The following is a 25,574-nucleotide window of genomic DNA, read 5'->3' as shown; positions in this document are numbered from 1 at the left end:
TAAAAAAATTAATTCCCTACTAGTGGTGCATTTAAGGTTTTCTCAATGCGATCGCGTGTTTCCAATAAAAAAGCCTGTGTATATTCATCTTCAGAGTTCACCCGTTTTAATTGATTATTTAATTGCTTGAGTTTATACCAGGCTAAAGTACGGGCATCTTCAGGAGTAGCTTCTTTTCGCAACACCATTCCCATCAGTACATTTAGATATTCCCGTTGTAAACCTCTCCGCAAACTGGAAATTTTTAATTTGCCTTTAGGTTGCAAAACTTCCGACCAAATCCCAGTTTGTAAAGTATCAAATAATTCTGGCAAGGTGAGAGATTTTCCTGTTTCACTTTTTAATTCTAGATCCTTAATCCGTGTTAAGCGATCGCTTGCCAATAAATCCCGTAACACCGCAGTCTGCACCAACAACACTAAATCATGAATTGGATAATCTAACCGTCCGATTTGAATATTAGTCCCCCAATGTAGCCACCGTGAAGGTACTAATTTATTCAGTAATTCCGGGGGAAATTTCAAAGCATCTTCCGCAAAAACATACTTTTGCATTGTCATCAATGCTTGTCGCTGTTGTTCTACCGGCACAGGGACAAATGGTAATTGTCCTTTAGTATCATTTGGTTTAACTCGGTAAAAAGACTGTCCACCAATGTATTTACTGGTATAGTATAAATTCTGTAAATAATTTCTGAGGATGGTATTAAAACGCTCTTCTACATCGCTAGAATTTTCTGCATCTATAGCATATCCCTGATTTAATCGTTCCCACATCCGCCGCGCATTAGCCAATTGTGAATGAGAATAAACCAATACATTACTGCTATGATCCCAAGGATTCACCGTCGGATCACTATTAGATAAATCCTCATCAGGAGCATAACTCAACTCTCGTTGGTTAGATTTTCCAGCAATTGCTGCTAAAAACGACTTTTCTCCCATGGTAGTTGACGCTTGACTGGGAGTGTAACCATACTCAATTACCCATTCATCATAGGGTCCCACCTGCTGTGGAAAATAATCTCCCTGCTTGACACCATTAGGGGCAATGTTTGGGGGAATATAATCCATAACCGATGCTGTCATTCCTTTAGTCTGCGTAATTTCTGGATTATTCATCTCCTCTGGAAAGAGCAAGGTACTACCACGGAAATTATGACGCAAACCTAAAGTATGACCAACTTCATGGGTAATAATTAAACGTAAATATTGATGGATATAATCTTTTAACTGCTCTGGACTTGGTGTAGTATTTCCTAACATTGACATTGCTAAAGAACCAAAAGCCAACTGATTAGATGCTTCCATGCCATAGCATAAATCATAATCTGTCGCTAGTTTAGACAAATTGCCTAATGATTTTGGAGATTTTTGATTACCTTTGCCACACAAACGCCCATTGTTGACCAATGTTGATAAAGAAGTGCTAGTTTGTGAATTTTGAGGTTGAATAATTTGCCGATAATCATTTTTTAATAATCGGACAAAACTACCATCAATCAGAATATCTGCATTCAAAATTTCTCCAGTTAAGGGATTAACACGGGATGGACCCATCGCAAAAAAACCATCTACAGTATTAATCCAACGGATAGTATTATAGCGAATATCGGCTGGGTCCCAGGTAGCATTATCAGGCATTTGTTGAACTTGAATAGCATCCTTGAATCCTGCTTTCAAAAAGGCTTGATTCCACATCAAAATTCCCTCTTTGATAGACTGACGATATTCTAGAGGTACAGCATTATCAATCCAAAAAACAATCGGTTTTTTCGGTGGAGAAATTGCGGCTGTGGGATCTTGTTTTTCTAAATTCCAGCGATTAATATAACGAACAAAAGTATCTCTCCGTTCATCTTTAGACAAATCTTGATAAGCTGTGAGGAAATAACCTACCCGTTCATCAGCTAACCGAGGTTGATATTTATTTTGTGGTAATTCCGATAAACTATAATGAACCTTTAAAGTAAAGCCACGACTATCAGGTAAAACATCCGAATTCTTGCCACTATTAGCAAAATTGAAAATCGTCCCAATTTCTAAATTATTGGGAAATACTTTCGCATTACCAAGATAACCTTGATCGGGACTAACAGCTAATTCTAAATTAGTAGATAATCCTGCCAAATCTGTGAGTAGTAAATCACCTAAATCAATAAGAATGGTTTTGCGTTGTGAATGAATACTTTTAATGGGAATAGTGTAAAGAACAGAATCACTAAATGATCTTGCTACTGATCTGGCTTGGGGATCTCCTTCACGAGTCCGAAAATTGACATTACGAACCACAAACTGGATTTGATTATCTACCTTTTGAAAGTAGAATAAGAAGTCTTGTAATGGCATTCCACTATAAATACCTTTTTCACCAATTCCCGATTCTAAAGTTGAGTTTGCTATAAAGTTTTTTTGGAGTTGTTCTGGTTTAATTTCCAGATAGATTTTATTTTTATGTTTATGACGATAAATAGTAAAGATTCCCTCTGATTTTTTGGTATCCTTGGTAATTTCTGTAAAATCTTCTAATTCATCTTCTTTCGGTGATTTAGATTCAGGTTTAGCTTTCGGTTTCTCTGTTTCCTTCTTAACTTGAAGAAATGGCTGTTTTCCTACTTCCTTTAAATCTTTAAATACCCAAAGGAAATCTTCTGTTTTTACCTGATGATTTTGATCAATAACTGCGATTTTGGAAGATGGTAGTTTTAATTGTTGAACAATTTTATCCACATTAGTGGTTTGTCTCTCTATTTCTATATTTGAATTATCATGATTATTTATTAATGATTTAGCATCAGCAGTTTCTATGGAAACAAATAGACTATTAAACAAAATGAGAGCGAAAGTAAACTTATTCATTTCCTAAATTCCTGATAATTATTGTTTAATAGCCGTCTCTGCATTTAATCTCATAAAATTGTAGTTTTCCGTAGTCAAACGTAGCTATATCCGTCACTACAATGAACCTTAGTAATATCTTTCATTGTGGAAAATTCAACTCTAAAACCATTGATAACAATCTCACATCCGTTTTTTGTGGGAGTTTTAACGCGACTTACATACTTTCCAGAAGTTATGTTTTTACGATCTTTGTGCAAAGTAGCCTTAACAAAATCTCCTGTAGAAACATGAGTGAATATTTTTTTAGGCTCGGTGCAAGGAAAACCAAATTTATTGATCCTACAAAATCTTCTGCAACTATGCCCTGTGCTTTTTACTGTTAAAATTTTTGTTGTAAGTATTTTGAGAGTTTCAACTTTCCCTACACAAGCAGCATCAATCCAATGAGTTTTAGGCAATCCTAAACGAGTTCTATTAAACTTAGTTAAACCTCCTGAACCTGTTGTTATAGGTAATCCAGTTTCTTTTAACTTATTAAATAAAGCCCATCTCGTTGAATTTACAGCAGACGCATCTTTTAGTGTCCGCTGGGCTTGGGATAAAATTTGCTTCAACAACTCAGGCTTTTTTACTAAAAACTTCTCAATATCTTGAGTACCTTTTTTGATATTGCATTTCTCACAAGCTAGACACAAATTAGAAATTCTATTAGTTCCTCCTTTGGCTTTTGGTTTAATATGCTCAACTTGTAAAGGGACATTTTCAGCAGTACAGTATGCACATTTTCTATTCCATTTATTCAAAAGATATTCACGGACTTCATACCCTTGTAACTCTCCCTGTTGATACTCAAAGCCTGATATCTCCGGGTTTTCTAGCTGCTGTAGGTCAAACCTAGCAAGCTCTTGAACTATGTCAGTTATTGGGGCAAAATTACATAATCTTTTGACCCAAGTGTTAATAGTTAAAACTCTATGGCTTAAAGAAGGTGCTAACCAACCTTGAGGTTTAGTGCGGTTAAGAAATCTAGCTTGACGATAACGAGTATGTCTAGAACGTCTTCCTCGCCTTACTCCTTTTCGAGTTTCTAGGCTTTCTTTAATAGCTAAACCTCTGTGTTGTAATTCCATACCCCAGATGACTTTATTATTTTGAACTAACGCAAAACCTGTAGTTTTACTCCCTGGATCTATTTTTAATTCAATCGGTTGAGTTGGAACGTGAGATTTAGGTTCTTTCAAAATTATGGTAAATGGAAATCTTCTAAATACAGCAGCTTTTTGTTGATTTAATAAAAAACGTGCATCTCCTGGATGGATTGGAGTAAGTGGTTTTTTGTTGGTATCAAGAACTAGAACAAAATTAGACATTTAAATTTCACCTTTTCAGGGTAATGTTTGCTTCAACCTTGTTATCTGAGCTTGTTATGCTAAATACACTATCCTTGCGGATTGTTTAATAAGTAGCAACATGGCAGGGGACTAGCGAATCCCAAGGTGTTATGACCTAGATAACGTTTACCCATTCGACTACGCTCAGGGTGGTTTGGTTCACATAAACTACAGATTACTCCGTTTATTTATGCTCTCTGAAATGGAAACTCTCCAACTTTGCGCCTTTGCTCCTTTGCTCCTTTGCGACTGGGCGCGAAACATAACCTATCCTAATTCGTAACTGATTGGGCTTCCTGATACATAATTTCCTGGAAGTGAATCATATCTTTTTGGGGATCAGCCAAACTAACTTTCACTAATAAATTTTCTCCCAAACTGACAGAACGCCGGAAGGACATAGGCAATTGTAAACCCAAATCTTCTAATAAAATTAGTCCTAAATTGCTATCTTCTCGTAACCACATTAATACCGTTACCTGCCAAACTTGTTCAGGATGACGACGTAAATATTCTAAAGCGTAATATCTATTAGTTTGTCGTTCCACCATTGTTGCTTCTTGAGTGATGCTGCTGACCGTCATCATCACTTCTTTGAGTTGTTCAGCAGAGAATGGTAAACCTTCGCCGCGTAAATGTGCCTTTAATTGAAAGTGGGTGAGTAAGTCGCTATAACGACGAATGGGGGAAGTAGCTTGAGTGTAGGTATCTAAACCCAAACCAGCATGGCGCACTGGTGTAATGCTCATTTCGCTTTTAGGCATACAGCGTCGCATCGCACAGGAACGAACAAAACCGGCTGGAAGCAGGAGCAGTTCTTCCTCTGGAGGTAATTCTGGTTGGGGTTGGCCGCGAAAGGGCAGCGGGATATTATGAGTTTGTCCGTAACGGGCGGCAACTTCTCCAGCAAGAATCATCATTTCTGCGACTAATTGGCGGGAGGAAGAATCATCTAAAACATCAATATTGATATCATCGTCTTTGACTTTGATCATCGCTTCGGGCATATTGATACTGATAGCACCTTGACCATAACGCCAAGTTTTGCGGATTTTTGCCCAATTAGCGATCGCCTCAATTTCTGGTTCTGCTTGAACTCCCAACTCCAGCATCTCATCCACATCTTGATAGGTGAGGCGGTAGGTAGGCTTAATTAAACCAGTGTGTATACAGTAATCTTCCACGGACCCAACTGCATCTAAAATCACCCCAAAGCTGAGGGCGCAACAGACTTTCCCCTGAATTAAACTCATGGGACCTGTGGCCAACACCTCTGGGAACATGGGAATCATCCCCGTGGGTAAATATACCGTACTACCCCGTTTTCTGGCTTCTAAATCTAATTCATCATCTGGCATTAATAACCGCGTCGGGTCAGCAATATGCACCCATAACCGTTCCTTACCATCTGGTAATATCTCCCAACTCAAACCATCGTCTATTTCTGTAGTGCTTTCATCATCAATGGTATATACCTTGAGATGTGTGAGATCGAGACGGTTTGTATCTAAATCTGTAGGAGGAAAATCCCAACATTCTTGCGCCACTTCTAATACCTGATGAGGAAATTGAACGGAAATTGATGAACGGCGCAGGAACAGGTTTTCGTGGGAAGTCCACAAACCCAAATCTATCAAGAGTTGAAAGGCCGCCTGGGGCGTAGCAGAACGTCCCAGCATATTCATAGTTTCTAATACTGAAGCTGGAGGCGGACAAGCACGAGCTAAAGAATCATAGTTCACTTTCAGCATCACCACATCTGCCAGCAAAGTCGCATATTTTTCTAATGCGTCTAAACGCTGGCGATCCAGTCTTTGCCATTCTACCACTTGTCCCTGGAGCGCCTGTTCTATCCGGGCTAAAAATTCCTGCTGTCCCTTGGCTTTTTGTGATTCTACTTGAATCTGGTGCTTGCGTTCTGCTATTTGCGCCGCGCTGCGGGGTTCGTAAGCGTCTCCTTTTTGTTTGAAATAGAGTTTATCTTCTGATAACAAACAATGGGCTGCATAACACTGGGGAGGTGTGGATTCCGAAAATAGGAGATTTGCCAATTGGCTAGGAGTGACAGTTTCTCCATCTTCAATCAGTAGTTCCCAAGCTATTTCCAGACTTGATGGGTCTAGATAAGGCTGAACTTGACTTAAAAACTCAGCGATTTCCCCTGGTTTATAGGTTTGTCCGTTAACCGTGTAGGTAAATTGGTTATTTTTGATGTTATGGGATTGACCACGTTCATCTACTACAAACCAACTAGTTTTACCGTCTGGACGATCTATCACTCCAAGACGGCGATCGCCTTTAACCCTAAATTCAACTAACGTCCCCTTATCCACAACTGTCGCACTTTAATTTTAATATTTTGAGATTTTTAGACTGGAAATTCTGGATTAAATAACGGGTATTTAATCCTTTATTTAATAATTTGCTGTGAGAAATGCTATTCCAGTTTAGAATTCCATCCTCAAATTTAGCGATATCGTACCATTTTTGAGAATGAATTAATTAAATGTTTTTAGCAATTTCCTAACATTAAATATTAAATTTTAGATTTTGGACTCAAAGTAACTGGGCATATCCATGCAACTGCTACTTTTTTGGATGATCATCCAAAATCCAAAATCCAAAATATTCTTAACCTTCGGCGTTAATGAAGGGCAATAAAGCCACAATTCGAGAGCGTTTAATGGCTAGAGTCAGAGCGCGTTGTTGCTGACAGGTTAAACCGGTGATTCTCCGAGGTAATATTTTACCACGTTCGGTGAGAAACTTCCGCAACAAATCTACATCTTTGTAATCAATGGGATCTCCGGGCTTAATTGGAGAAAGGCGACGACGATAGTAACTCATTCTTACTTAATTTCCTTGTGAACTGTGTGTTTGTTGCAGTGGGTACAGAACTTTTTCAGTTCTAAGCGGTTGGTTGTGTTCCGACGGTTCTTGGTACTGGTATAACGGGATACGCCAGGTGAACGTTTATCTGGATTTGTTCGACACTCGGTGCATTCTAGTGTCACTATTATGCGCGCACCTTTACTCTTAGCCATAATCTTAGAAACTGTAAAGCCTGGAGATAATTAACACAAATGGTTATTATCTCATATTTCGTGGAAATTTTGCAACTAACCGTTTAATTTTTATATCTAATGAATAACCCCGACGGGAAGAAACTATGATAGTCCGAAAAAAGCGGTCATGGAATGCCTGTCGCATCTGAGTATCGGATAAAGCTGCACCGCCGTCAATGATCAGGGGAAGTAATAGGACGACAGCAGCGGGATTGAGGATGATATTCCCCAAGAAAATGGATAATAACAAGCTAGAAAAGCAAATAATCCCTTCTCGCAGTAATAAGGTCTGAAATTGGGGGATTCTATTGACTATTTCGCCATTTGCAACTTCTAGGATCTTTAAATCAAATGCCCAACGGCCTAAACTTTGTCCTTGATTGTTGTAAACTATGATGACGCGGAAAATTAGCCAAGCAAAAATAAAAACAAAGATTTGGGTAAATTGAATCCCGATTTGATTACTTCTGAAAATAGAACTCAGGAACCATGCACAGAAGAAGTCAAGAGCTAAGGCCATACCTCGACGGGTAAGATCCCCTTTTGGGAAGTGTCTTTGATTGACTTTAACAAGAGTCATAGCCTTTACCTCGCTGCTGGTAGAATAGTGAGTTTATTTAAACTTGTATCAATATCTCTCAACAATTTAAAATCATCCTCTGATAAAAGATAACTATTGTTACTAACTAAGGTCTAGGGTTTCTATCAAAGTATAGCCAGATTTAATTTTTAGTAAAATTATACTAATTTGGTAATCCCAGATTATAATATTATATGTAAGTAAGCTTGAAAATTTTTTCAGATATTCATTCTATTTTGATTTGCGAGTCTGATTATGATTGATTGTCTCAATGCAGCTCGTTACTTTATTGCGAGAGCCTACGAAGACAGTATGGAAGCAGAAATGACTAATATGAAAGTTCAGAAGCTTCTGTATTATTCACAAAGCTTACATTTGGCGATGTACGATGAACCGTTATTTGCAGAAGAAATTCAAGCATGGCGATACGGTCCTGTGTGTCCTCCTGCTTATAGATTTTATAGTGAATTTGAAGCTAATCAATTACCTGTTCCTAGTCAAGAATTATTGTTACAAATTCCTGATGATCAGAAAAAACTTCTCGAAGAAGTGTGGGAAAATTTTGGAGGTTATCACGCCTATTTGCTGAGTGATATGACTCATTTGGAGTTTCCTTGGAAAAAAGCTCGTAAGGGTTTACTACCCCAAGCAAGCTCAACTAAGCCGATTTTGCTGGAGGATTTGAAAGCATTAGGTCATCAAAAATTAGACTTAATAGAACGTGATCATCCTGCTTATCAACCTATAATGTCTGAACTTGTGAAGGACGCTTGTACTTCGGAATCATCAACTAGAATCAAGAAAGGAGAAGTGCGTGACTGGCTTAATTCCCTTCTCGATTGAAGAATCCGAAAATTTTAAACGTTCTTTCAAAAAACTGAGAAAAGTTCATGGAGATGCTTTTGTTGAATTGATTGTAGAAGTATTGGAAGATTTGATTGCAGATCAATATCCTCCAAATTCCCGCCAAGAACCGTTACCTGGTAAGATTGATTTACCAGAAGGATGGACTTTTCATAAATTGGAATTGAGGTTTGCTAAAGGTGCTTCTGGACAAATTAGATTGATGTATTTAGTCAATTCAGAAATGTTTGTAATTACGCCTGTATGGATTTATAGTCATGAACAGTTTACAAAACGCCCTGCTGATGCAGATTTAAAAAGTGTTATTAGGGAAATATTAGACTGTTAATTTCAGCTATTTTACTTATTTATTAACAACTTCATTTAATGCTTCATGAATAATATCATCACTCACACCATGTCGTTTTAAACTAGCAATTAAAGCATTAACTGTATTATTTTCTAACTTTTCTAAATCTGCTCTCATTCCTTGTCCAATGTATGCTCGAATTAAGGGTTGATAACCAGAAAAACCAAGTATGGGTGCAAGTTGTTTCAATTCTTCTACTACATCTTCTGGTATTCTTAGAGTAACCGTAATCATGGGGCGATTTTTGTCTAAGCGTTGTTTTAATGTTTCAATCTTCATAATATTCTCGCTCCTTGCGTGTGGCTTTACGGGCTGAAATAATTCTGATTACATCATCATCTATATTAACAATAGGCTTATTTCCTTGACTTGGGAAAATGGTGACTATACTTACTCTGTTTCTTGATCGGAAGGTTCAAGTAATTAAATGTATTTGAATATTTACAACAAGAATCAAAGAATATTACATAAAAAATGATACTTATTCAAAGTTCATGATCTTCATTGAAGTTTTGTGACACAAAATATGTACTTAGCAATGAAAGTAAACAAAAAATAAACTAGGAAAGTATTTACAACTACGCTTGTATATGATTATTATGTTAACGGGTATATAAGTTGCTACATCAGGCAATGAAGCAGATGTAAGGACGATTATCCAAAATAATTAAAAATGAATGCGCTAAAAAAGTTATTTATTCACTTTATCAGGAGATTGGATATGTCTCAAGCAAATACATCAATTAATCATCATGTTGAAGACTACTTAAATTATTATTGTGCATTACGTCATTCTCCTAAATTCGCTATTTTACTTAAAGGGAAATGGGGGTCTGGTAAAACATGGTTTATAAATCAATATCGTGAGAAGCTAGAAGAACAAGGAAAAAAATCTTTATATGTCAGTCTATATGGAGTTAGTAAATATTCAGAAATAGAAGAATCTCTTTTCCAGCAATTACACCCTTTCCGTTCATCTAAGGGAATGGTATTAGCAGGAAAAGTCTTTAAAGGGCTTTTAAAAGGTGCGTTAAAAATTGATTTAAATCATGATGGTAAAGATGATGGAACGTGGAATATTTCTATTCCAGATATAAACATTCCTGATAAATTTAAGGATTCTAATTTTGATCTTTTAATATTTGATGATTTGGAGCGTTGCAGCATAAACATTGCAAATATTTTGGGATATATTAGTAGCTTTGTAGAATCGCAGGATTTAAAAGTAGTCATAATTGCGAATGAAGATCAAATTAATATCAAACAAGAAGAATATAAAAGAATAAAAGAAAAGTTAATTGGTAAGACTTTTGAAATATTTCCTGATTTTTCAGGAGCATTAAATGATTTTATAAATCAAATAGAACACCATAAAATCAAATATATTTTACTAAATAATCTTAATCTTATTCAAGAACTATTTATAAAGGCAGAGTGTAAAAATTTAAGATTTTTGAATCAAATTAGTTTAGACTTTGAAAGAATATTTAATATTTTATCAGAAGAGGCACAGAAAAAATCCGATTTATTGGAGGAGATTTTACAATTATTAACAATTTTTTCAATTGAAATTTCTAGTGCAAGACTCAAAGCAGAAGATATTAGTCAGTTATCAGATAAAATAAGTAAAGAATATGCATCTTCAGAAATAAAAAAATATCATGCAACTGCTGATTTACAAGAAAATAATATCAAAGATGAAATTTCATGGTTGCAAACTTTTGAAAGATATGGTTTTGTAAATTTAATTCTCAATAGTCCCTTTCCTAGTTTATTATGGTGGGAAAATTTTTTTGATAAAGGCATTGTGGATCAAGATACTTTAGAAAAATTAATGCCAAATAGCAAATATTTTGAAGATGAAAATACTCCTAATTGGTTGAAACTGTGGTACTATACTAGACATACAGATGAAGAGTTTGAAAAAATACTTAATCAAGTAGAGTCAGAATACAAAAAGAGAAAATTTGAAGACATTGGCATAATTAAACATATTACTGGATTATTTTTACTGTTTTCTGATACTGGAGTATATAGCAAAAATAAGCCAGATATTATTGATGAATCAAAAAAATATATTGATGAATTAAAGATGTCTGGGAAGCTAGATATAAAATATCGTGATGAGATATTCGATAATTATATGGGACTTGTTTTTCCATCTAAAGATTCTCAAGAGTTTAAAGATTTTGAGAATTATATTGAGCAATGTAAAAAAGAAGTAATGCTTCAAAATATGCCTAATGAAGCAAATAAATTATTGAAGGTTATGCAAAATAATATTAATGAGTTGCGCCCCCTAATTTGTATACCTTCGTCAAACTATTTAGATATTTTTCAAGAAACATATTATAACTTTCCTATTTTCAAATATTTATCACCTAAAGACTTTATGAAAACAGTTTTCATGCTTTCTAATGAGAAGATAAATTACTTATTTTATTTGTTGCAAGAAAGGTATAAGTATAGAGGTATTGTTGAAAAATTAGTTGATGAATTGGATTTTCTTAAAGAGGTTCAAAAGTTATTATTAGCAGAAGTTATTCACAGAGAAGGGAAAATGAGTGGATACATATTAAGTCTTGCAAACAAAAAATATTTGCAAAAAATTATTAGTGATCTTGAACAAATAAAAAATGCTCCCCAGCCAAATAACATATAAAATTAATAATATTTGATAATCCCTCTACTCGACTATATAGACAAAGTTAATAATTTTCACATCCAAGTTATGCAAAATACTGTAAATAATTTATAATCTTAAATAATGACTTGGGAAATTAGATGATGATATCAGTCCCGATTACCTTAGAACAATTAATTACGGCTGTACAACAATTACAACCGCAAGAACGAGCAATAGTAGCTCAAGCATTGATAAAATTTGATTTAGCTGCTGATTTGACAGCTTTAATTCAAGAATTATACTCCCAACCACCAATTGATGATATTACAGATGATGATATTATGGCAGAAATCAAAGCTGTGCGTCAGCAAAACCGCCAAACATGAAATTTCGGGTAGTCATTGACACTAATATTTGGATTCGCATTTTATTGAGAGGGCGAGTCACATTACCAATTTTAGCAGCATTTAATGATCACAAATTCCAGTTATTGATGAGTCAACCTTTACTGGATGAATTTCATGACGTATGGAATCGGCCTCGATTAAAACAACGAATAGATGAAAATCAAGCTATTCGACTGGAACAGCAGTTAAAATACCGTTCAATATGGGTTGAAGCTACAACAATTCCGCCAAATTGTCGAGATATTAAAGATTTACCTATACTAGCTACAGCTATTGATGGTGAAGCAAACTTGATTGTATCTGGAGATGATGATTTACGTGCTGATGATACGCTGAGACTAGAAATGGAAGCTTATGGTATAAGATTGCTTGGTGTTAATTCTTTCTTGGAATGTTTAGAAGTTTAGCTATGAGAATATTGACCTTTTCCTAATAAATCCACTTTAATAAGATTAAAAAAGTGTGTTAACAATAAAGCCATGATAGATTTATCTAAAATAGCAGAACAAATACCAACACAAAATATTAATTTAGCTTTAAAGTTTTTACCAAAGCTACCAGCAGAGGCTTATACAGCATTGCAACATATAGAGATAATAGCTTCACCAGAAGATTGGCAAAAAATCACCTATCAAATAGCACATACTTTAGTAGATGCTCAATATGAAATCACTCATCGTCAAATTATGGAACAAATGAAGGTGGATAATTTAGATAAGATAGAATCTGATGATGATATTTTAGCCACTGCTTTGAAACTTACGAGTTAGTTTATATTCCGTCTTCCTCTGTGTCCTCTGTGCCTCTGTGGTTCGTTTAATCCATATTCTCCCGTAAAAACCCATAAAAAAAAGTGGGTTAACAATAAAGTCACCCACCAAATAAATTACTGATATTATTGAAATCCGTAATTAACCAACATTAGTTAATAACAACTCACGGGTTTCCGATTTTCTAACCTTTACCTGTCCATCATCATCTACATCCACAATAGCCTTATCTCCATCTGCAATTTCCCCAGATAAGATCGCTTCAACCAGAGAATCTTCCAACAGACGCACAATAGCGCGGCGTAATGGTCTAGCACCGTAGCTAGGATCATAGCCTTCTTGGACAACCTTCTCTTTAAAAGCTTCCGTCACTTCTAAAGTGATATTCTTCTCTTTGAGACGACTACCAACATCACGCAGCATGATTTCAGCAATTTGCTTGACCTCATCTTTGTTGAGTTGAGTGAAGACGATAATATCATCAACACGGTTGAGGAATTCGGGACGGAAATATGCTTTGAGTTCTTCGTTAACCAAGTTACGAATCCGATGATAACTAGCTTCTGCTGCATTATCAAACTCAAACCCTAAGCTACTACCACCTTTTTCAATTACCTTAGAACCAATGTTAGAAGTCAAGATAATTAATGTATTCTTGAAGTCTACTTTCCGACCTTTCGCATCCGTAAGATGACCGTCATCCAAGATTTGCAGCAGCATATTGAATACATCGGGATGCGCTTTTTCGATTTCGTCGAATAGCAACACTGTGTAGGGTTTGCGCCGTACAGCTTCCGTTAATTGTCCGCCTTCATCGTATCCTACATAACCAGGAGGTGAACCAATCAACTTGGAAACGTTGTGGCTTTCCATGTATTCGGACATATCTAAACGTACCATTGATTCTTCATCCCCGAAGAAGTAAGCCGCTAAGGCTTTAGCTAATTCGGTTTTCCCGACACCAGTTGGTCCAGAAAAGATAAAACTAGCAATGGGACGATTAGGACTTTTTAAGCCGACACGGGCGCGACGAATAGCGCGAGAAACCGATGTAACTGCTTGTTCTTGTCCAATCAATCTTGTATGTAAAGTGTCTTCAAGATGTAAAAGTAATTCAGATTCAGATTCAGTCAGTTTGTTAACGGGAACACCAGTCCAAGAAGCGACAATTTGAGCAATGTCTTCTTCGTTGACAAGGGGAGCGTTGACAGTTTCCTGATTTTCTTCTAAATCAAGTCTGGTTTGTAGTTCTAATTCTTGTATCCGCAATTTACCAGCTTTGCTAAAATCTTGAACTCTAATGGCTTCCGATTTGGCTTTGGTAGCGGTGGTTAATTCCCGTTTGAGTTCTTTGTTATTCGCAATGTGCGAGTGACGTAAACGCACGCGAGAACCAGCTTCATCAATCAAGTCAATGGCTTTGTCGGGTAGAAAGCGATCGCTAATATAACGATCTGCCAATTCAGCCGCCGCAACTACTGCTTCATCAGTAATATTGACTCTATGATGCTGTTCATAAGCACCGCGTAAACCATAGAGGATATCAATAGTTTCGGCTACCGAGGGTTCACCGACCAAAATTGGCTGAAAACGCCGCTCTAGAGCCGCATCACGCTCGATGTGCTGACGATATTCATCTAAGGTAGTAGCACCAATGCACTGGAGTTCACCCCGTGCTAAAGCCGGTTTCAGGATATTAGCTGCATCCAAACCGCCTTCTGTGCCACCTGCACCCACTAAGGTATGAATTTCATCAATCACTAAGATGATGTTTCCGGCGCTGCGGACTTCCTCCATGATTTTCTTGAGGCGTTCCTCAAAATCACCCCGGAAACGAGTTCCCGCTACCACAGACCCCATATCCAAACTAATTACTTGTTTATCAAGTAAGATTTCGGGAACATCTTGATTAACAATGCGTTGCGCTAAACCTTCAGCGATCGCTGTTTTACCAACCCCTGGTTCTCCAATTAAAACCGGGTTATTTTTGGTTCTCCGACCGAGAATTTGCACAGTTCTTTCAATTTCCTTCTGGCGACCAACTACCGGGTCTAGCCTGCCATCCTGAGCCAGTTTGGTGAGATTTCTGCCAAACGCCTCTATGGATAAATTTTGATTGCGCTGGGAATTACTTCTACCACCAGTGACAACCGCTGTATCTTCACCCAATCGGCTCATCACAGCGGAACGGATAACTGGTAAATCCACTCCTAGATTTTGTAATACTTTGGCGGCGACTCCTTCACCAGCCTCAGTTAAACCTAATAATAAGTGTTCAGTGTTTATGTAATTATGTCCAAGACCGTGAGCTTCTCGGAAAGATTGCTCAAACAGGCTTTTTACTTTCGGGGTAAAAGGAATTTCCGGTGGGACAAACCCAGAACCCCGGCCAATTATTTTTTCTACTTCCCGACGGGCTTCTTTCAGGGTAACACCCAACTCAGCCAGCACCTTAGCAGCAACACCTGTTCCTTCTCCCATTAGACCCAGGAGAATTTGTTCTGTTCCTACAAAGTTGTGTCCCAGTCGTCGTGCTTCCTCCTGGGCTAACATAATTACCCTAATGGCTTCGGAAGTGAAGTGTTCAAACATAGCGGGTTCTTTCCCTCGTGCTGCTTGGACTTTGGGTGAGATATTATTTCACCCTCATCTAAAGTTTCTTGTATTTTCTTAAAGATAATGTATCTTTATTTTAAGCTGAATGGCAGTAGTGAGAGCCGTAAGTGACAAGGCGTAGTTGCCGTCATTCACTAGATAATGGTAGATAATTAGCAATGGTCGAGATTTTTCATCTTGAGTTGTTGATGGATTGCTAACTTCGTACAGGTATTAATTGTGACAGAAATTTCCGGCGGTAAAGACCAACAACATCCACTCTACAACCGCGATCGCCCCCTTATTGATATTTTACTCGCTCAAGACGCAACCGATTACAATTTATCAGAATTGGCTAGACTAAAAATTCGCTATCAAGGTTTTCCGGGAGCGCGGGACATCCAAAGCAACTTAGATAAAGTTTTGCAACGCTGGGGTTTAACGGAAACTGAACTATTTGCAAAAACCCGTCAAATCCATGATATCGGCGGAATTTACAAAAGTCAGGGCAAAAAAGACGAGCAGGATTGGAATTAGGGAATAGGAGTTCAGGAGTCAGGAGTCAGGAGTCAGGAGGAAAAAAGAATAAAGAAGGAAGTTTCTCCCCTACTTCCCCCACTTCCCCCACTTCCCCCACTTCCCCCACTTCCCCCACTTCCCCCACTTCCCCCACTTCCCCCACTTCCCCCACTTCCCCCACTTCCCCCACTTCCCCCACTTCCCCTACTCCCTGTCCCCTGTCCCCTGTTCTCGATAATCTCGGAGTTGTTGGAGGAGTTGTTCTTGGGATGAATTGGGTGGTTCGGAGATAGGTTGGGTGGTTATTTCTACTTTCTCCAGGGTTTTGGGTGGGGGAGTAATTACTAAGTTTCGACTTTGCTCAACTACCGATACTTGTTTTTGGGGAACGGGTGCGGTAATTACTACCTTTGGGCGATTAGCATCAGCTTTGAGAGAATCTAGAGTTACAGCTACCTTGGTTTTTTCCTGGATGTCTTTGCTAGAAGAAACTAATTTACTCAGACCATTTACCAATCGCAGCATATTTTGACGAAACTTAGGATCGCCTGTTAATTCATCTAAATCAGCGGTAATTTTTTGGGTATTTTCAAATGTTGCTCTAGCTGCATCTAAAGTTTGTTGCAGTAAAACAATGTTTTTTGGATCATTTAAAGTTTTAGAAGCATCTTTTAAATTCGCAGAAGCTTCGGCTGCATTTGCAGATAGGGTTTCTAGGTTATTTAATAATTTTCCTTGGGTTAAGCGGTTAATTGCCGGTGATAAACTGGTAATTGTTTGCCTAAGTTGGTTACTGGTTTCCGTTATACTATTCAAAGTACCAACTAAAGAAGAACGATTAGTAGTGATGAGATTATCTAAATTTGTTAGTAAGCGACTTGCTTGTTTGGCTGTTGTACTAAAGTCTTTAGATGTTTCGCCTAATTGATTCGCTGTTTTGGTTGTGGTTGCAGTTAATTGGACTGTCGAACGTTGTAATGTAGCTGCTGTATCTGAAAATACACCTATTTGTCCTTTGAAGGTTTTGCTCAACCCTTGCAAATCCTTCGTCAAATCAGCGATATTAGCAGCAGCATTAGCCGAGGTTTCTAACGTACGATTCACATTTTTATAGAACTTTTCGTTACTGTACTGAGCCGCAAAAATAGTTGATTGTCGCATCAGTTCATCCACACTGATCCCAATTATCCCTTTTAAGCGAGAACCATTACAAATAATCAAGCTAGAATTACAGTCTTTATCTAGGGGTTTAGCGGTTACCTTCCCAGGTAAATCTCCTTTTGGTGTAATGTCAATAATATTTTCGCTAATTAATCCACTTTGATTGGCTTCAATGATCGAATTACTGGGAATTATTAAATCAGGGGAGTTAATTTGAATTTCGACATCAATCGCATTTGAGCCGGGTTTAACATTGGTGATAGTCCCCACTTTCACACCCCGAAAACGCACTGCTGAACCTTTTTGCATTCCCCCCGCGTTAGCAAATTCGATAGTTGCTTGATAAGAAGTTTGGCCGGGGGTGATTCTATTCAACCACAGTAAAATTACTCCAAATGCGCCTAACCCTAGCAGGAGCAACAATCCTACAGAACCTTCTCTCCATGTACGTGCAGATGTGAAGCTGCTAATTAGACCTCGCATTTATTCCTCCACTGATAGCGTTAAACTCAGCAATTTTATTTGATTTGGTACTTAACCAGCTACTTGAATGGGTCCATGTACACTTCCACTCATAAATTGTCTAATTAAGGGATTTTCTGTGTGATCTAAGGCAACTACTGTACCTTGCCATTGCACTTTTCCTTGATAAAGAAAGACTATTTGATCCGATGTCCGCCGAATTGTACTATCTTGGTGAGTCACAATGGAGTAGGTACTACAGACTCCTTGTGTATGTTGTAAGTCACGGATTAAGTCCTCAATTACCGTTGAGGCAATGGGATCTAATCCGGCTGTAGGTTCATCGTATAATAAAACCTCTGGACTATCTGTAGGACGTTGAGGATTGGACATAATAGCACGGGCAAAACTGACTCTTTTTCGCATTCCTCCAGAAAGTTCTGACGGGTAAAGGTGACTAATATCTGCTAGTCCTACCAATTCTAGTTTTTGATTGACTAATTCCCGAATATGCGATCGCTTGAGTCGAGAATGTTGATAAAGTAGAAATCCAATGTTCTCTTCGACTGTCAAGGAGTCGAATAAGGCCGCTTGCTGAAATACCATCCCAATCCCCACAGGGTCAGCAGCATCTTCTATTAAACCTTTTCGTTGTACTCCTTGAATATAAATTTCTCCCTCATCGGGTTTTAATAATCCGGCTATAATCCGCAAAACCGTTGATTTACCAGTTCCTGATGGTCCAATAATCCCTAATGCTTGGCCTCGATATATTTTCAAATCTATATTATCCAAAACCTTGTTCTTGCCAAAAGTTTTAGAAATACCTCTTAATTCAATTAATGGTTCTAATGTTTCTATCATTGCTGGTTGGTAATTGATTAAATTCTCACCTGTCACTTAATCACCTGTAACCTATAATATTTTGTAAATAACGTTATTTTCCCATTTTACTCAAGTTTATGTCTCCTTATCCTAGTTTAGTAACTGTTTCCGCACTTATACTATACTTTGTAGTCACAATTAATGTTGGTATAGCCAGAGCTAAATATCAAGTCCCCGTACCGCAAACTACAGGAAACCTCGATTTTGAAAGAGTGCTAAGGGTACAACAAAATACCTTGGAACAACTAGCTTTATTTATTCCGGCTTTATGGTTGTTTTCTATTTACGTTAGTCCTATTTGGGGTTCTGCTCTCGGTGCAGCTTGGATAGTAGGAAGAATTGCTTATGCTTGGGGATATTATCAAGCTGCTGAAAAACGCGGTCCTGGTTTTGCAATTAGTTCTCTCAGCGGTATCGTGCTAATTCTTGGTTCGCTGGTGGGGATTATTTTATCTATGGTGAAATAATTTTTGTTTCGCGCAAAGATACAAAGGAGCAAAGACGCAAAGGAAGAGGGCGGATTGACTTCCGCCCATATTGGTTATATATATTTACTTGATTTACTCAACTAAATCGGGGAAGACTTCTTGGACAGCAGGATGTACAAGCCGATGATTTTGGACGTTTAAACCTTTTGCTAAGGCTGGGTTAATTTCTAAAGCTTTAAGTCCCAGGTTTGCTAACTGGACAGTATAGGGTAAGGTGCTGTTATTGAGGGCTTGTGTGGATGTCCAAGGAACTGCTCCTGGCATATTAGGAACGCCATAATGCACTACTCCCTCATCAATGTATACTGGTTTGGTGTGAGATGTGGGGTGTAATGTTTCCACGCAGCCACCTTGATCTACAGCGACATCAACAATCACTGAACCAGGACGCATTTGTTTAACTAATGCACGAGATACTAGAATGGGGGCTTTTTTACCAGGAATTAAAACTGCACCAATCAGTAAATCGGCTTCTTTGACTGCGGCTTCAATATGGGCGGAATTGCTGTAAAGTAGTTCTACTCTCGAACCAAAGAGGGTTTCTAGGTAAGATAGGCGTTCCACGTTGACATCTAATATTTGCACCATTGCACCCATACCGACGGCGATTTTTGCGGCTTCTGTACCGACTACACCACCACCTAAAATCACGACTTTACCGGCTTTGACTCCGGGGATACCTCCTAAAAGTACGCCTCTTCCTCCTTGTTGACTTTCTAGGAATCTTGCGCCAAATTGTACGGCTAACCGACCAGCAACAATACTCATGGGGGTGAGTAAGGGGAGTTTATTTACTCCTGGTTGTTCTACGGTTTCATAAGCGATCGCACAAGTGCCACAATCAATTAAATGTTCTGTTAGTTGACGATTTGCAGCTAAATGTAAATAAGTAAATAATAATTGTCCTTTCTGCAAGAATTTATACTCGCTTATTAAAGGCTCTTTTACCTTAACAACTAACTCCCGATTCCAAGCAGCATCGGCTTTATCTACAATTTCTGCTCCAGCATTACGGTAGTCTTCATCAGTAAATCCCGCAACCGTACCAGCTTTACTTTCTACAAAAATATTATTACCATTTTCTCGTAATACCCGAACACTGGAAGGACTTAAACCTACCCGAAATTCTTGATCTTTAGTTTCCTTGGGAACACCAATTTCCATTGATAACCTCTTATATTTTATTGTTTCACTTTAGCGTGCCAGTACCTAGCTGATTATTTCCGTATTCAGTAATTCAAAATCCAAAATTTTTTAGTCTCCCTCACGCTACACCTTGACTAATTCGCCAGGTTTCTTACAATAGATAAAGAATAATTAAAAATTGTTAAGTACCGACGACCATCTCCGACAATTTACTTGAAAAATCCCTGTAAATTTTTGTTTGCCAATTATCAAGAAAGGAATCACTGATTATGACACAACAACAACCAACTATTACCCCTAAATTAGAACAACCTAAGTTTGGTTTTAATGAATATGCCGAGCGTTTAAATGGCAGAGCGGCTATGATTGGCTTTGTTTTAATGGTGATAATCGAATATGCTACCAATCAAGGTGTAATTGCATGGCTCGGTTTGAAGTAAACTTCTAATCTGGCGTTACTGATAACTTGCGTGGCATAGTTTACTAAAGCATGAATTTAGGTTTAGAGATGTTCCATGGAATGTCTCTACATTAGTTTTCAGTTGATTTTTGTCCTCACAGTCTGTTTCGCTAAATTAATTTCGTGCGTCAGTCCTAGTACAATGGAAATAATTGTGATGATCCTCAAAGCAATTACTTCTAGGGTGTTAATTACCGTACTCCCTTTTTCGGCAAAGGAAATTACAATTATTTGTGCTATTATTTGCCTCTAATCAAATAGACGAATTGTAGTTGGAATATTCTGAGTAAGTTTATACAAAAACTCTAAGTGGAACTAAGTAAGCTGTGATGAATGCTGTATTACCTCGTTTTTTAAAGTCAGCCTACCGCAAAGAACCGATCATTAGTGTATTGATAACAGCGGGAACAATAGATGCTATCATTGGTGGTTTGGATGATAGTTGGTCACTTTTCATCTTTGGTTTAGGAACAGTTGGAATAGCTCTCGTCTTTAAATTATGGCGAATGCAGCAACGTCCGGCTTTACCAGAAGAGCCTGTTGCTCAATATTATTTACCTCCTCAGTCTTCGGCTGATCCTTTACCTGTATTAAAGGTTTCCAAGAAGAAACCCCGTCAGTAATTACCGAAGCTGTCAGCGGTAAAACGCTTGAGGTGCAAAGCTTTATGATGAAAATTTGTACCTCATTTGCCCAAAATATGCTATATTTGGAAACTTTAGAAAGATTCAGGACTACTGGTTATATGTGGTCTTTGTCAGAAATTTACACTATTCAAAATCAAGTAAAATTCAATTAGTAACTATTACTAAATAGAACGATGAAACTACAAACTACTACCCAAGAAATCAAAGTAGTTACGGCTTACTATACTCCAGAAGAATATTTAGAATTAGAAGAAAAAGCTGATTATAAGAATGAATATCGAGATGGAGAAATTATATCTATGACTGGTGGAACAACAAATCATAATAAACTGGCGTTAAATTTAGCAACTGGCTTGAATGTGGCGTTAAATGATTTAGACTATGAAATTTATATTGGTGATGTGAAATTGTGGATACCACGCTATCGAGAATTTACTTATCCTGATGTGATGGTAATTGAAGGTCAGCCTGTTTATTACAGTGCGAATACTACAATAGTTACTAATCCTGTGTTAATTGTGGAAGTTTTATCTAAATCAACAAAAGATTATGACCGTGGTGATAAGTTTCTTTATTATCGCTCAATTCCTGAATTTAAAGAATATATTTTAATTGACCAAACTAAATATTATGTAATGCAGTATGTGAAAACTTCGGAAAATCAATGGATTTTGACAGAGTATGAAACTGAAGATGCTCTGATAAATTTGTCATCAATTAATGTAGAATTATCTTTGAAGCAATTATATAAAAAAGTCAATTTCTCGGAAAATTTAGAATAAAAAATCTCGGAATTTGGTGATTACTTTTTTATTAACAACTGACAACTGTACGGGCGAAGCATTTGAAGAACTATTTTTGGCAATGACCGATAATTTATCTTCCAAATGCTTCGCCACTACTGACAACTGTACGGGCGAAGCATTTGGAGGACTATTTTTGGCAATGACCGATAATTTATCTTCCAAATGCTTCGCCACTACTGACAACTGTACGGGCGAAGCATTTGGAGAACTATTTTTGGCAATGACCGATAATTTATCTTCCAAATGCTTCGCCACTACTGACAACTGTACGGGCGAAGCATTTGGAGAACTATTTTTGGCAATGACCGATAATTTATCTTCCAAATGCTTCGCCACTACTAACAACTGTACGGGCGAAGCATTTGGAGAACTATTTTTGGCAATGACCGATAATTTATCTTCCAAATGCTTCGCCACTACTAACAACTGTACGGGCGAAGCATTTGGAGAACTATTTTTGGCAATGACCGATAATTTATCTTCCAAATGCTTCGCCCCTACTAACAACTGTACGGGCGAAGCATTTGGAGAACTATTTTTGGCAATGACCGATAATTTATTTTCCAAATGCTTCGCCCCTACTAACAACTGACAACTGTACGGGCGAAGCATTTGGAGGACTATTTTTGGCAATGACCGATAATTTATCTTCCAAATGCTTCGCCCCTACTAACAACTGACAACTGACTAATAAGCAATGAATAAATTACTAGTAGTAGCGACAGGAAACCCCGGTAAATTGCGGGAAATGCAAGCTTATTTAGCTGATTCTGGATGGGAATTAGCTTTAAAACCGGAAGATTTGGATGTGGAAGAAACGGGAGAAACTTTTGCGGAAAATGCTGGTCTGAAAGCCTCGGAAATTGCCAAAGTTACAGGTAATTGGGCGATCGCTGATGATTCTGGTTTAAAGGTAGATGCTCTCAATGGTTCGCCGGGGGTGTATTCTGCTCGTTATGGGAACACGGATACAGAAAGGATTGAGAGGTTATTAAGAGAATTAGGTGATCAGGAAAATCGTCAAGCTCAATTTGTGTGTGCGATCGCAGTTGCAAATCCTCAAGGAGAAATAGTGATTCAATCTGAGGGTATTTGTCACGGTGAAATTTTGTTTGCACCTTCTGGAGATGGTGGTTTTGGTTATGATCCGGTTTTTTATGTACCAGAGAAACAATTGACTTTTGCTCAAATGACGACGGATTTAAAAAAATCAATTAGTCATCGTGGTAATGCTTTAAAAGCTTTAGTTCCTCAGTTATTGAGCATTTAAGATTAAGAATCTAAAATTTTAATTTGGATTTGGTGAAGACGCGGACCAATAATTGAGATCACCGTAAATTCAAGATGATCATAATTAAAGATTTCCCCTTTCTTGGGGATTTTTTGGCATTGATAAAGTAAAAATCCGCCCAAAGTCAGATATTCTCTAGTTAAAGGTAAATTAAGATGTAAAACTTGATTAACTTCTTCTAGATTGATTTGAGCTTGCACTAAAAATGTCTGTTGGTCTACCATTTGGATCAGCAAATCATTAATGCTATCAAGTTCACCGGAATGACCGATAATTTCAGCAATAATGTCTTGAGTAGTCACCAGTCCGACAGTTCCCCCAAATTCATTGACTACCATTACCATAGAGGGTTTCTCTTGCTGCATCATTGGCAAAAGTTCACTTAATAGGGTTTGTTCTGGCACAAATCGGGGCGAACGCATCCACGGTTGGATTTGTGTTTCTGGTGTGATTTTTCCTAAAGCCAAGGGTTGTGCTAAATCTTGAAAGTAAACTATACCGCGAATGTCGTCTAAAGATTCGCCAATGATCGGATAACGAGAGTGACCAGTAGATGCTATTTCCTCAAGTAATCCCTGAAAACTGGCGGTTATGGGTAAAGCAATAATGCTAGTTCGGGGAATCATGATGTCTTCAGCCGTAATATCTCCGAATTCAAAGACGTTATTTAAGAGTTCTCGTTCTGCATTTTCTAAACCTGTAGATTCTCGTTCTGTGGAGATAATTAATTGTAATTCTTCTGGTGTGACTGGAGGCCGCCAACTTTGTCCCGTGTATTCAATCCCAAATAATCGTAATAGCCAATAAGTTGAGTGGTTGAGAACCCAAATAAAGGGACTAAAAAAACGGACTATTGATTTAACTGATGGACCTAAAAGCCTAGCTAGATGTTCTGAATACAACATTGCTACTGATTTTGGACACAATTCGCCTAAGACGATTTGTAGGTAAGCAATGGCAAAAAAGGCCATGGGGACTGATAAAGAATGAGCTAGTAGATAATTAATTCTGAAAGGTAACGGCCAGGAATCGAGCCATTTTTCTACCAATACAGCAATTGTACTTTCGCCAATCCAACCCAGTGCCAGACTAGAAAGGGTGATACCTAGTTGGGCTGTAGATAGTAATCTATCAATACTACGCTGTAGTGTTTCCACGGACATCGCTCGGAAATCACCCGCTTGTACTAACTGTTGAATCCGAGTTCGCCGCACTGTCACCATTGCAAACTCTGCCGTCACAAAAAAGGCATTGATAGCAATTAGCACTAGCACACTACACAACCGCAGCCCCACATCTGTCCAACTTAAAGTAGAAAAAGCACTCACTGTCTAAGGTGATGTCAAATTTGACATTAGTGTAAGAAAATACCATCTAAAATCCTGCGACTGAGCGAAATTAAAGTCCAAAATGGAATCTTAATTCCCTTTTTCTACAGGAATATCAGATAATTGTAACTTGAGTTTTTGAGCAGGATAATCAGTCAAAGATAGAGATATCTGTTTGACATCATCAAGTAAAGCTGTGGGAATGCTAATTGTACCTTTAAATTCCGCACCTTTTGCGGGCAATTCTGCTGGTAAACCTTCTGTAATTGCACTCAAAGTTCTGCCTTTATCGTCGGTAATATCTAAAAAACTATAGAGAAACCGCACAGAATCACCACCTTTATTCTGCATATTCACTTTTAGTAGTAAATCACCACCCGAATAGCGGATAGATTTTACAGACATAGTTACACCTTCACTTTCAGCAGTTATAGGAAATCCTGGTTGAGAAGTTTCTGGTGCTGCGGATTTTTCCTGTGGCTGCGGCTGGGTAATTTTAATTTCTTCTTCTTCTGATTTGTCTGGTTTATTACCCTTTTTTTGGTCGCTAATTCGTGATTTCACGACTTTGAGAATATCTTCTTCTTTTAAGAAAGCTTCACTTTCCTGTTGGGGGTTATTGGCTTTGCTGCTGTTAAATTTAGTCGCAGGACGACCATCTGGTGTAGTGACACCTTTAAGTGCCATACTTCCCAAGGTAAAGCCCAAAAAACCACTTGCAGAACCAGCACCCAACATGAGGGTTAACAAAATTAAGGTTAGTAGTACAGTAGTATTTATTTTCATTGCAGTTATCAGCGAATAGGAATTCAGATTTAGTTACTATATATGCTACTCAGGATTTTTGAGTTTGGCATTATTAATCTTAGCAAAATTTACAACTCTATGCCATTG

At 37.7% G+C, this 25,574-nt stretch carries 27 protein-coding genes; 12 read left to right on the top strand and 15 right to left on the bottom strand.

The window, feature by feature from the left end:
* Positions 1–8: 8 nt before the first annotated feature.
* From ANA_RS21385 to ANA_RS21365, 6 genes are all read right to left on the bottom strand, one after another.
* A complete protein-coding gene (locus ANA_RS21385; protein ID WP_015083505.1) occupies positions 9–2,858 on the bottom strand; it encodes a zinc-dependent metalloprotease in 2,850 nt (949 codons plus the stop codon).
* Positions 2,859–2,932: 74 nt separating this feature from the next.
* Entirely contained in the window at positions 2,933–4,210 is a 1,278-nt protein-coding gene (gene iscB / locus ANA_RS21380) for an RNA-guided endonuclease IscB (protein WP_015083504.1), read from the bottom strand.
* A 293-nt stretch (positions 4,211–4,503) separates the two neighbouring features.
* On the bottom strand, positions 4,504–6,564 hold the full coding sequence (locus ANA_RS21375; protein WP_015083503.1) for a ribonuclease catalytic domain-containing protein: 2,061 nt from the start codon (positions 6,562–6,564) through the stop codon (positions 4,504–4,506).
* 298 nt (positions 6,565–6,862) lie between these two features.
* Positions 6,863–7,078, bottom strand: coding sequence for a 30S ribosomal protein S18 (gene rpsR / locus ANA_RS21370; protein WP_015083502.1), 216 nt, complete (start codon positions 7,076–7,078; stop codon positions 6,863–6,865).
* Between the two features lie 2 nt (positions 7,079–7,080).
* Entirely contained in the window at positions 7,081–7,275 is a 195-nt protein-coding gene (rpmG, locus tag ANA_RS25100) for a 50S ribosomal protein L33 (RefSeq protein ID WP_010998585.1), read from the bottom strand.
* Between the two features lie 46 nt (positions 7,276–7,321).
* Entirely contained in the window at positions 7,322–7,876 is a 555-nt protein-coding gene (locus tag ANA_RS21365; RefSeq protein ID WP_015083501.1) for an RDD family protein, read from the bottom strand.
* Positions 7,877–8,131: 255 nt separating this feature from the next.
* Here ANA_RS21365 and ANA_RS21360 point away from each other — a divergent pair, with 255 nt between their 5' ends.
* The gene (locus tag ANA_RS21360) at positions 8,132–8,719 is read left to right on the top strand and encodes a Panacea domain-containing protein (RefSeq protein WP_015083500.1); all 588 of its coding nucleotides are present in this window, start codon (positions 8,132–8,134) and stop codon (positions 8,717–8,719) included.
* Complete coding sequence (locus tag ANA_RS21355; RefSeq protein ID WP_015083499.1) at positions 8,691–9,068, top strand: hypothetical protein; 378 nt, start codon at positions 8,691–8,693, stop codon at positions 9,066–9,068. Before ANA_RS21360 ends, ANA_RS21355 begins: the two co-directional genes overlap by 29 nt.
* Positions 9,069–9,083: 15 nt before the next feature.
* On the opposite strand, the gene ANA_RS21350 is transcribed toward ANA_RS21355, so the two are convergent.
* Entirely contained in the window at positions 9,084–9,368 is a 285-nt protein-coding gene (locus ANA_RS21350) for a hypothetical protein (protein WP_015083498.1), read from the bottom strand.
* 442 nt (positions 9,369–9,810) lie between these two features.
* On the opposite strand from ANA_RS21350, the gene ANA_RS21345 reads away from it, so the two are divergent.
* The 4 genes from ANA_RS21345 (at position 9,811) to ANA_RS21330 (ending at position 12,892) form a co-directional block, all read left to right on the top strand.
* On the top strand, positions 9,811–11,751 hold the full coding sequence (locus ANA_RS21345; RefSeq protein ID WP_015083497.1) for a P-loop NTPase fold protein: 1,941 nt from the start codon (positions 9,811–9,813) through the stop codon (positions 11,749–11,751).
* Between the two features lie 122 nt (positions 11,752–11,873).
* On the top strand, positions 11,874–12,101 hold the full coding sequence (locus tag ANA_RS21340; RefSeq protein WP_015083496.1) for a hypothetical protein: 228 nt from the start codon (positions 11,874–11,876) through the stop codon (positions 12,099–12,101).
* A complete protein-coding gene (locus ANA_RS21335; protein WP_015083495.1) occupies positions 12,098–12,529 on the top strand; it encodes a putative toxin-antitoxin system toxin component, PIN family in 432 nt (143 codons plus the stop codon). The genes ANA_RS21340 and ANA_RS21335 overlap by 4 nt, the downstream gene beginning before the upstream one ends.
* A 72-nt stretch (positions 12,530–12,601) precedes the next feature.
* The gene (locus ANA_RS21330; protein WP_015083494.1) at positions 12,602–12,892 is read left to right on the top strand and encodes a hypothetical protein; all 291 of its coding nucleotides are present in this window, start codon (positions 12,602–12,604) and stop codon (positions 12,890–12,892) included.
* Positions 12,893–13,033: 141 nt separating this feature from the next.
* Here the strand turns inward: ANA_RS21330 and ANA_RS21325 are convergent, their stop codons facing one another.
* Positions 13,034–15,484 (bottom strand): ATP-dependent Clp protease ATP-binding subunit, encoded by a 2,451-nt coding sequence (locus ANA_RS21325; RefSeq protein ID WP_015083493.1) that lies wholly within the window; start codon positions 15,482–15,484, stop codon positions 13,034–13,036.
* 243 nt (positions 15,485–15,727) lie between these two features.
* Here ANA_RS21325 and ANA_RS21320 point away from each other — a divergent pair, with 243 nt between their 5' ends.
* The gene (locus ANA_RS21320) at positions 15,728–16,024 is read left to right on the top strand and encodes a DUF3288 family protein (RefSeq protein WP_015083492.1); all 297 of its coding nucleotides are present in this window, start codon (positions 15,728–15,730) and stop codon (positions 16,022–16,024) included.
* Positions 16,025–16,049: 25 nt separating this feature from the next.
* On the opposite strand, the gene ANA_RS26760 is transcribed toward ANA_RS21320, so the two are convergent.
* Genes ANA_RS26760 through ANA_RS21310 form a run of 3 tightly spaced genes read right to left on the bottom strand, consistent with a single transcriptional unit; the run spans position 16,050 to position 18,493 of the window.
* The gene (locus tag ANA_RS26760) at positions 16,050–16,205 is read right to left on the bottom strand and encodes a hypothetical protein (RefSeq protein ID WP_158310560.1); all 156 of its coding nucleotides are present in this window, start codon (positions 16,203–16,205) and stop codon (positions 16,050–16,052) included.
* A 5-nt stretch (positions 16,206–16,210) separates the two neighbouring features.
* Positions 16,211–17,650, bottom strand: coding sequence for an MlaD family protein (locus tag ANA_RS21315; RefSeq protein ID WP_015083491.1), 1,440 nt, complete (start codon positions 17,648–17,650; stop codon positions 16,211–16,213).
* Positions 17,651–17,701: 51 nt separating this feature from the next.
* On the bottom strand, positions 17,702–18,493 hold the full coding sequence (locus ANA_RS21310; RefSeq protein ID WP_015083490.1) for an ABC transporter ATP-binding protein: 792 nt from the start codon (positions 18,491–18,493) through the stop codon (positions 17,702–17,704).
* A 98-nt stretch (positions 18,494–18,591) separates the two neighbouring features.
* Between ANA_RS21310 and ANA_RS21305 the strand changes: the two genes are divergently transcribed.
* A complete protein-coding gene (locus ANA_RS21305) occupies positions 18,592–18,981 on the top strand; it encodes an MAPEG family protein (protein WP_015083489.1) in 390 nt (129 codons plus the stop codon).
* 93 nt (positions 18,982–19,074) lie between these two features.
* On the opposite strand, the gene ald is transcribed toward ANA_RS21305, so the two are convergent.
* The gene (gene ald / locus ANA_RS21300) at positions 19,075–20,166 is read right to left on the bottom strand and encodes an alanine dehydrogenase (protein ID WP_015083488.1); all 1,092 of its coding nucleotides are present in this window, start codon (positions 20,164–20,166) and stop codon (positions 19,075–19,077) included.
* A gap of 251 nt (positions 20,167–20,417) precedes the next feature.
* Here ald and ANA_RS25430 point away from each other — a divergent pair, with 251 nt between their 5' ends.
* The 3 genes from ANA_RS25430 (at position 20,418) to ANA_RS21285 (ending at position 22,037) form a co-directional block, all read left to right on the top strand.
* Complete coding sequence (locus ANA_RS25430; RefSeq protein WP_015083487.1) at positions 20,418–20,588, top strand: chlorophyll a/b-binding protein; 171 nt, start codon at positions 20,418–20,420, stop codon at positions 20,586–20,588.
* A gap of 349 nt (positions 20,589–20,937) precedes the next feature.
* Positions 20,938–21,231 (top strand): hypothetical protein, encoded by a 294-nt coding sequence (locus ANA_RS21290; protein ID WP_015083486.1) that lies wholly within the window; start codon positions 20,938–20,940, stop codon positions 21,229–21,231.
* A gap of 197 nt (positions 21,232–21,428) precedes the next feature.
* Positions 21,429–22,037: a Uma2 family endonuclease gene (locus ANA_RS21285; RefSeq protein WP_015083485.1), complete on the top strand. Its 609-nt coding sequence runs from the start codon at positions 21,429–21,431 to the stop codon at positions 22,035–22,037.
* Here ANA_RS21285 and ANA_RS21280 read toward each other — a convergent pair.
* The gene (locus ANA_RS21280; protein ID WP_083881524.1) at positions 22,029–22,673 is read right to left on the bottom strand and encodes a hypothetical protein; all 645 of its coding nucleotides are present in this window, start codon (positions 22,671–22,673) and stop codon (positions 22,029–22,031) included. The genes ANA_RS21285 and ANA_RS21280 overlap by 9 nt on opposite strands.
* 85 nt (positions 22,674–22,758) lie before the next feature.
* Here ANA_RS21280 and rdgB point away from each other — a divergent pair, with 85 nt between their 5' ends.
* The gene (gene rdgB, locus ANA_RS21275; protein ID WP_015083483.1) at positions 22,759–23,331 is read left to right on the top strand and encodes an RdgB/HAM1 family non-canonical purine NTP pyrophosphatase; all 573 of its coding nucleotides are present in this window, start codon (positions 22,759–22,761) and stop codon (positions 23,329–23,331) included.
* Between the two features lie 2 nt (positions 23,332–23,333).
* Here the strand turns inward: rdgB and ANA_RS21270 are convergent, their stop codons facing one another.
* Positions 23,334–24,680 (bottom strand): hemolysin family protein, encoded by a 1,347-nt coding sequence (locus tag ANA_RS21270; protein ID WP_015083482.1) that lies wholly within the window; start codon positions 24,678–24,680, stop codon positions 23,334–23,336.
* Positions 24,681–24,770: 90 nt separating this feature from the next.
* Positions 24,771–25,466: a hypothetical protein gene (locus tag ANA_RS21265; protein ID WP_015083481.1), complete on the bottom strand. Its 696-nt coding sequence runs from the start codon at positions 25,464–25,466 to the stop codon at positions 24,771–24,773.
* Positions 25,467–25,574 lie beyond the last annotated feature (108 nt).

Origin of the sequence: Anabaena sp. 90, assembly GCF_000312705.1 — a bacterium.
Lineage (GTDB): Bacteria > Cyanobacteriota > Cyanobacteriia > Cyanobacteriales > Nostocaceae > Dolichospermum > Dolichospermum lemmermannii.
This window is presented reverse-complemented; position numbering and strand designations above follow the sequence as displayed.

Excerpts from the sequence above, each read along its gene's own strand:
- ANA_RS21385 (WP_015083505.1), bottom strand. The coding sequence starts at position 2,858 with ATGAATAAGTTTACTTTCGCTCTCATTTTGTTTAATAGTCTATTTGTT.
- iscB (WP_015083504.1), bottom strand. The coding sequence starts at position 4,210 with ATGTCTAATTTTGTTCTAGTTCTTGATACCAACAAAAAACCACTTACT.
- rpsR (WP_015083502.1), bottom strand. The coding sequence starts at position 7,078 with ATGAGTTACTATCGTCGTCGCCTTTCTCCAATTAAGCCCGGAGATCCC.
- rpmG (WP_010998585.1), bottom strand. The coding sequence starts at position 7,275 with ATGGCTAAGAGTAAAGGTGCGCGCATAATAGTGACACTAGAATGCACC.
- ANA_RS21365 (WP_015083501.1), bottom strand. The coding sequence starts at position 7,876 with ATGACTCTTGTTAAAGTCAATCAAAGACACTTCCCAAAAGGGGATCTT.
- ANA_RS21360 (WP_015083500.1), top strand. The coding sequence starts at position 8,132 with ATGATTGATTGTCTCAATGCAGCTCGTTACTTTATTGCGAGAGCCTAC.
- ANA_RS21350 (WP_015083498.1), bottom strand. The coding sequence starts at position 9,368 with ATGAAGATTGAAACATTAAAACAACGCTTAGACAAAAATCGCCCCATG.
- ANA_RS21345 (WP_015083497.1), top strand. The coding sequence starts at position 9,811 with ATGTCTCAAGCAAATACATCAATTAATCATCATGTTGAAGACTACTTA.
- ANA_RS21340 (WP_015083496.1), top strand. The coding sequence starts at position 11,874 with ATGATGATATCAGTCCCGATTACCTTAGAACAATTAATTACGGCTGTA.
- ANA_RS21335 (WP_015083495.1), top strand. The coding sequence starts at position 12,098 with ATGAAATTTCGGGTAGTCATTGACACTAATATTTGGATTCGCATTTTA.
- ANA_RS21330 (WP_015083494.1), top strand. The coding sequence starts at position 12,602 with ATGATAGATTTATCTAAAATAGCAGAACAAATACCAACACAAAATATT.
- ANA_RS21325 (WP_015083493.1), bottom strand. The coding sequence starts at position 15,484 with ATGTTTGAACACTTCACTTCCGAAGCCATTAGGGTAATTATGTTAGCC.
- ANA_RS21315 (WP_015083491.1), bottom strand. The coding sequence starts at position 17,650 with ATGCGAGGTCTAATTAGCAGCTTCACATCTGCACGTACATGGAGAGAA.
- ANA_RS21310 (WP_015083490.1), bottom strand. The coding sequence starts at position 18,493 with ATGATAGAAACATTAGAACCATTAATTGAATTAAGAGGTATTTCTAAA.
- ANA_RS21305 (WP_015083489.1), top strand. The coding sequence starts at position 18,592 with ATGTCTCCTTATCCTAGTTTAGTAACTGTTTCCGCACTTATACTATAC.
- ald (WP_015083488.1), bottom strand. The coding sequence starts at position 20,166 with ATGGAAATTGGTGTTCCCAAGGAAACTAAAGATCAAGAATTTCGGGTA.
- ANA_RS25430 (WP_015083487.1), top strand. The coding sequence starts at position 20,418 with ATGACACAACAACAACCAACTATTACCCCTAAATTAGAACAACCTAAG.
- ANA_RS21290 (WP_015083486.1), top strand. The coding sequence starts at position 20,938 with ATGAATGCTGTATTACCTCGTTTTTTAAAGTCAGCCTACCGCAAAGAA.
- ANA_RS21285 (WP_015083485.1), top strand. The coding sequence starts at position 21,429 with ATGAAACTACAAACTACTACCCAAGAAATCAAAGTAGTTACGGCTTAC.
- ANA_RS21280 (WP_083881524.1), bottom strand. The coding sequence starts at position 22,673 with ATGCTTCGCCCGTACAGTTGTCAGTTGTTAGTAGGGGCGAAGCATTTG.
- rdgB (WP_015083483.1), top strand. The coding sequence starts at position 22,759 with ATGAATAAATTACTAGTAGTAGCGACAGGAAACCCCGGTAAATTGCGG.
- ANA_RS21265 (WP_015083481.1), bottom strand. The coding sequence starts at position 25,466 with ATGAAAATAAATACTACTGTACTACTAACCTTAATTTTGTTAACCCTC.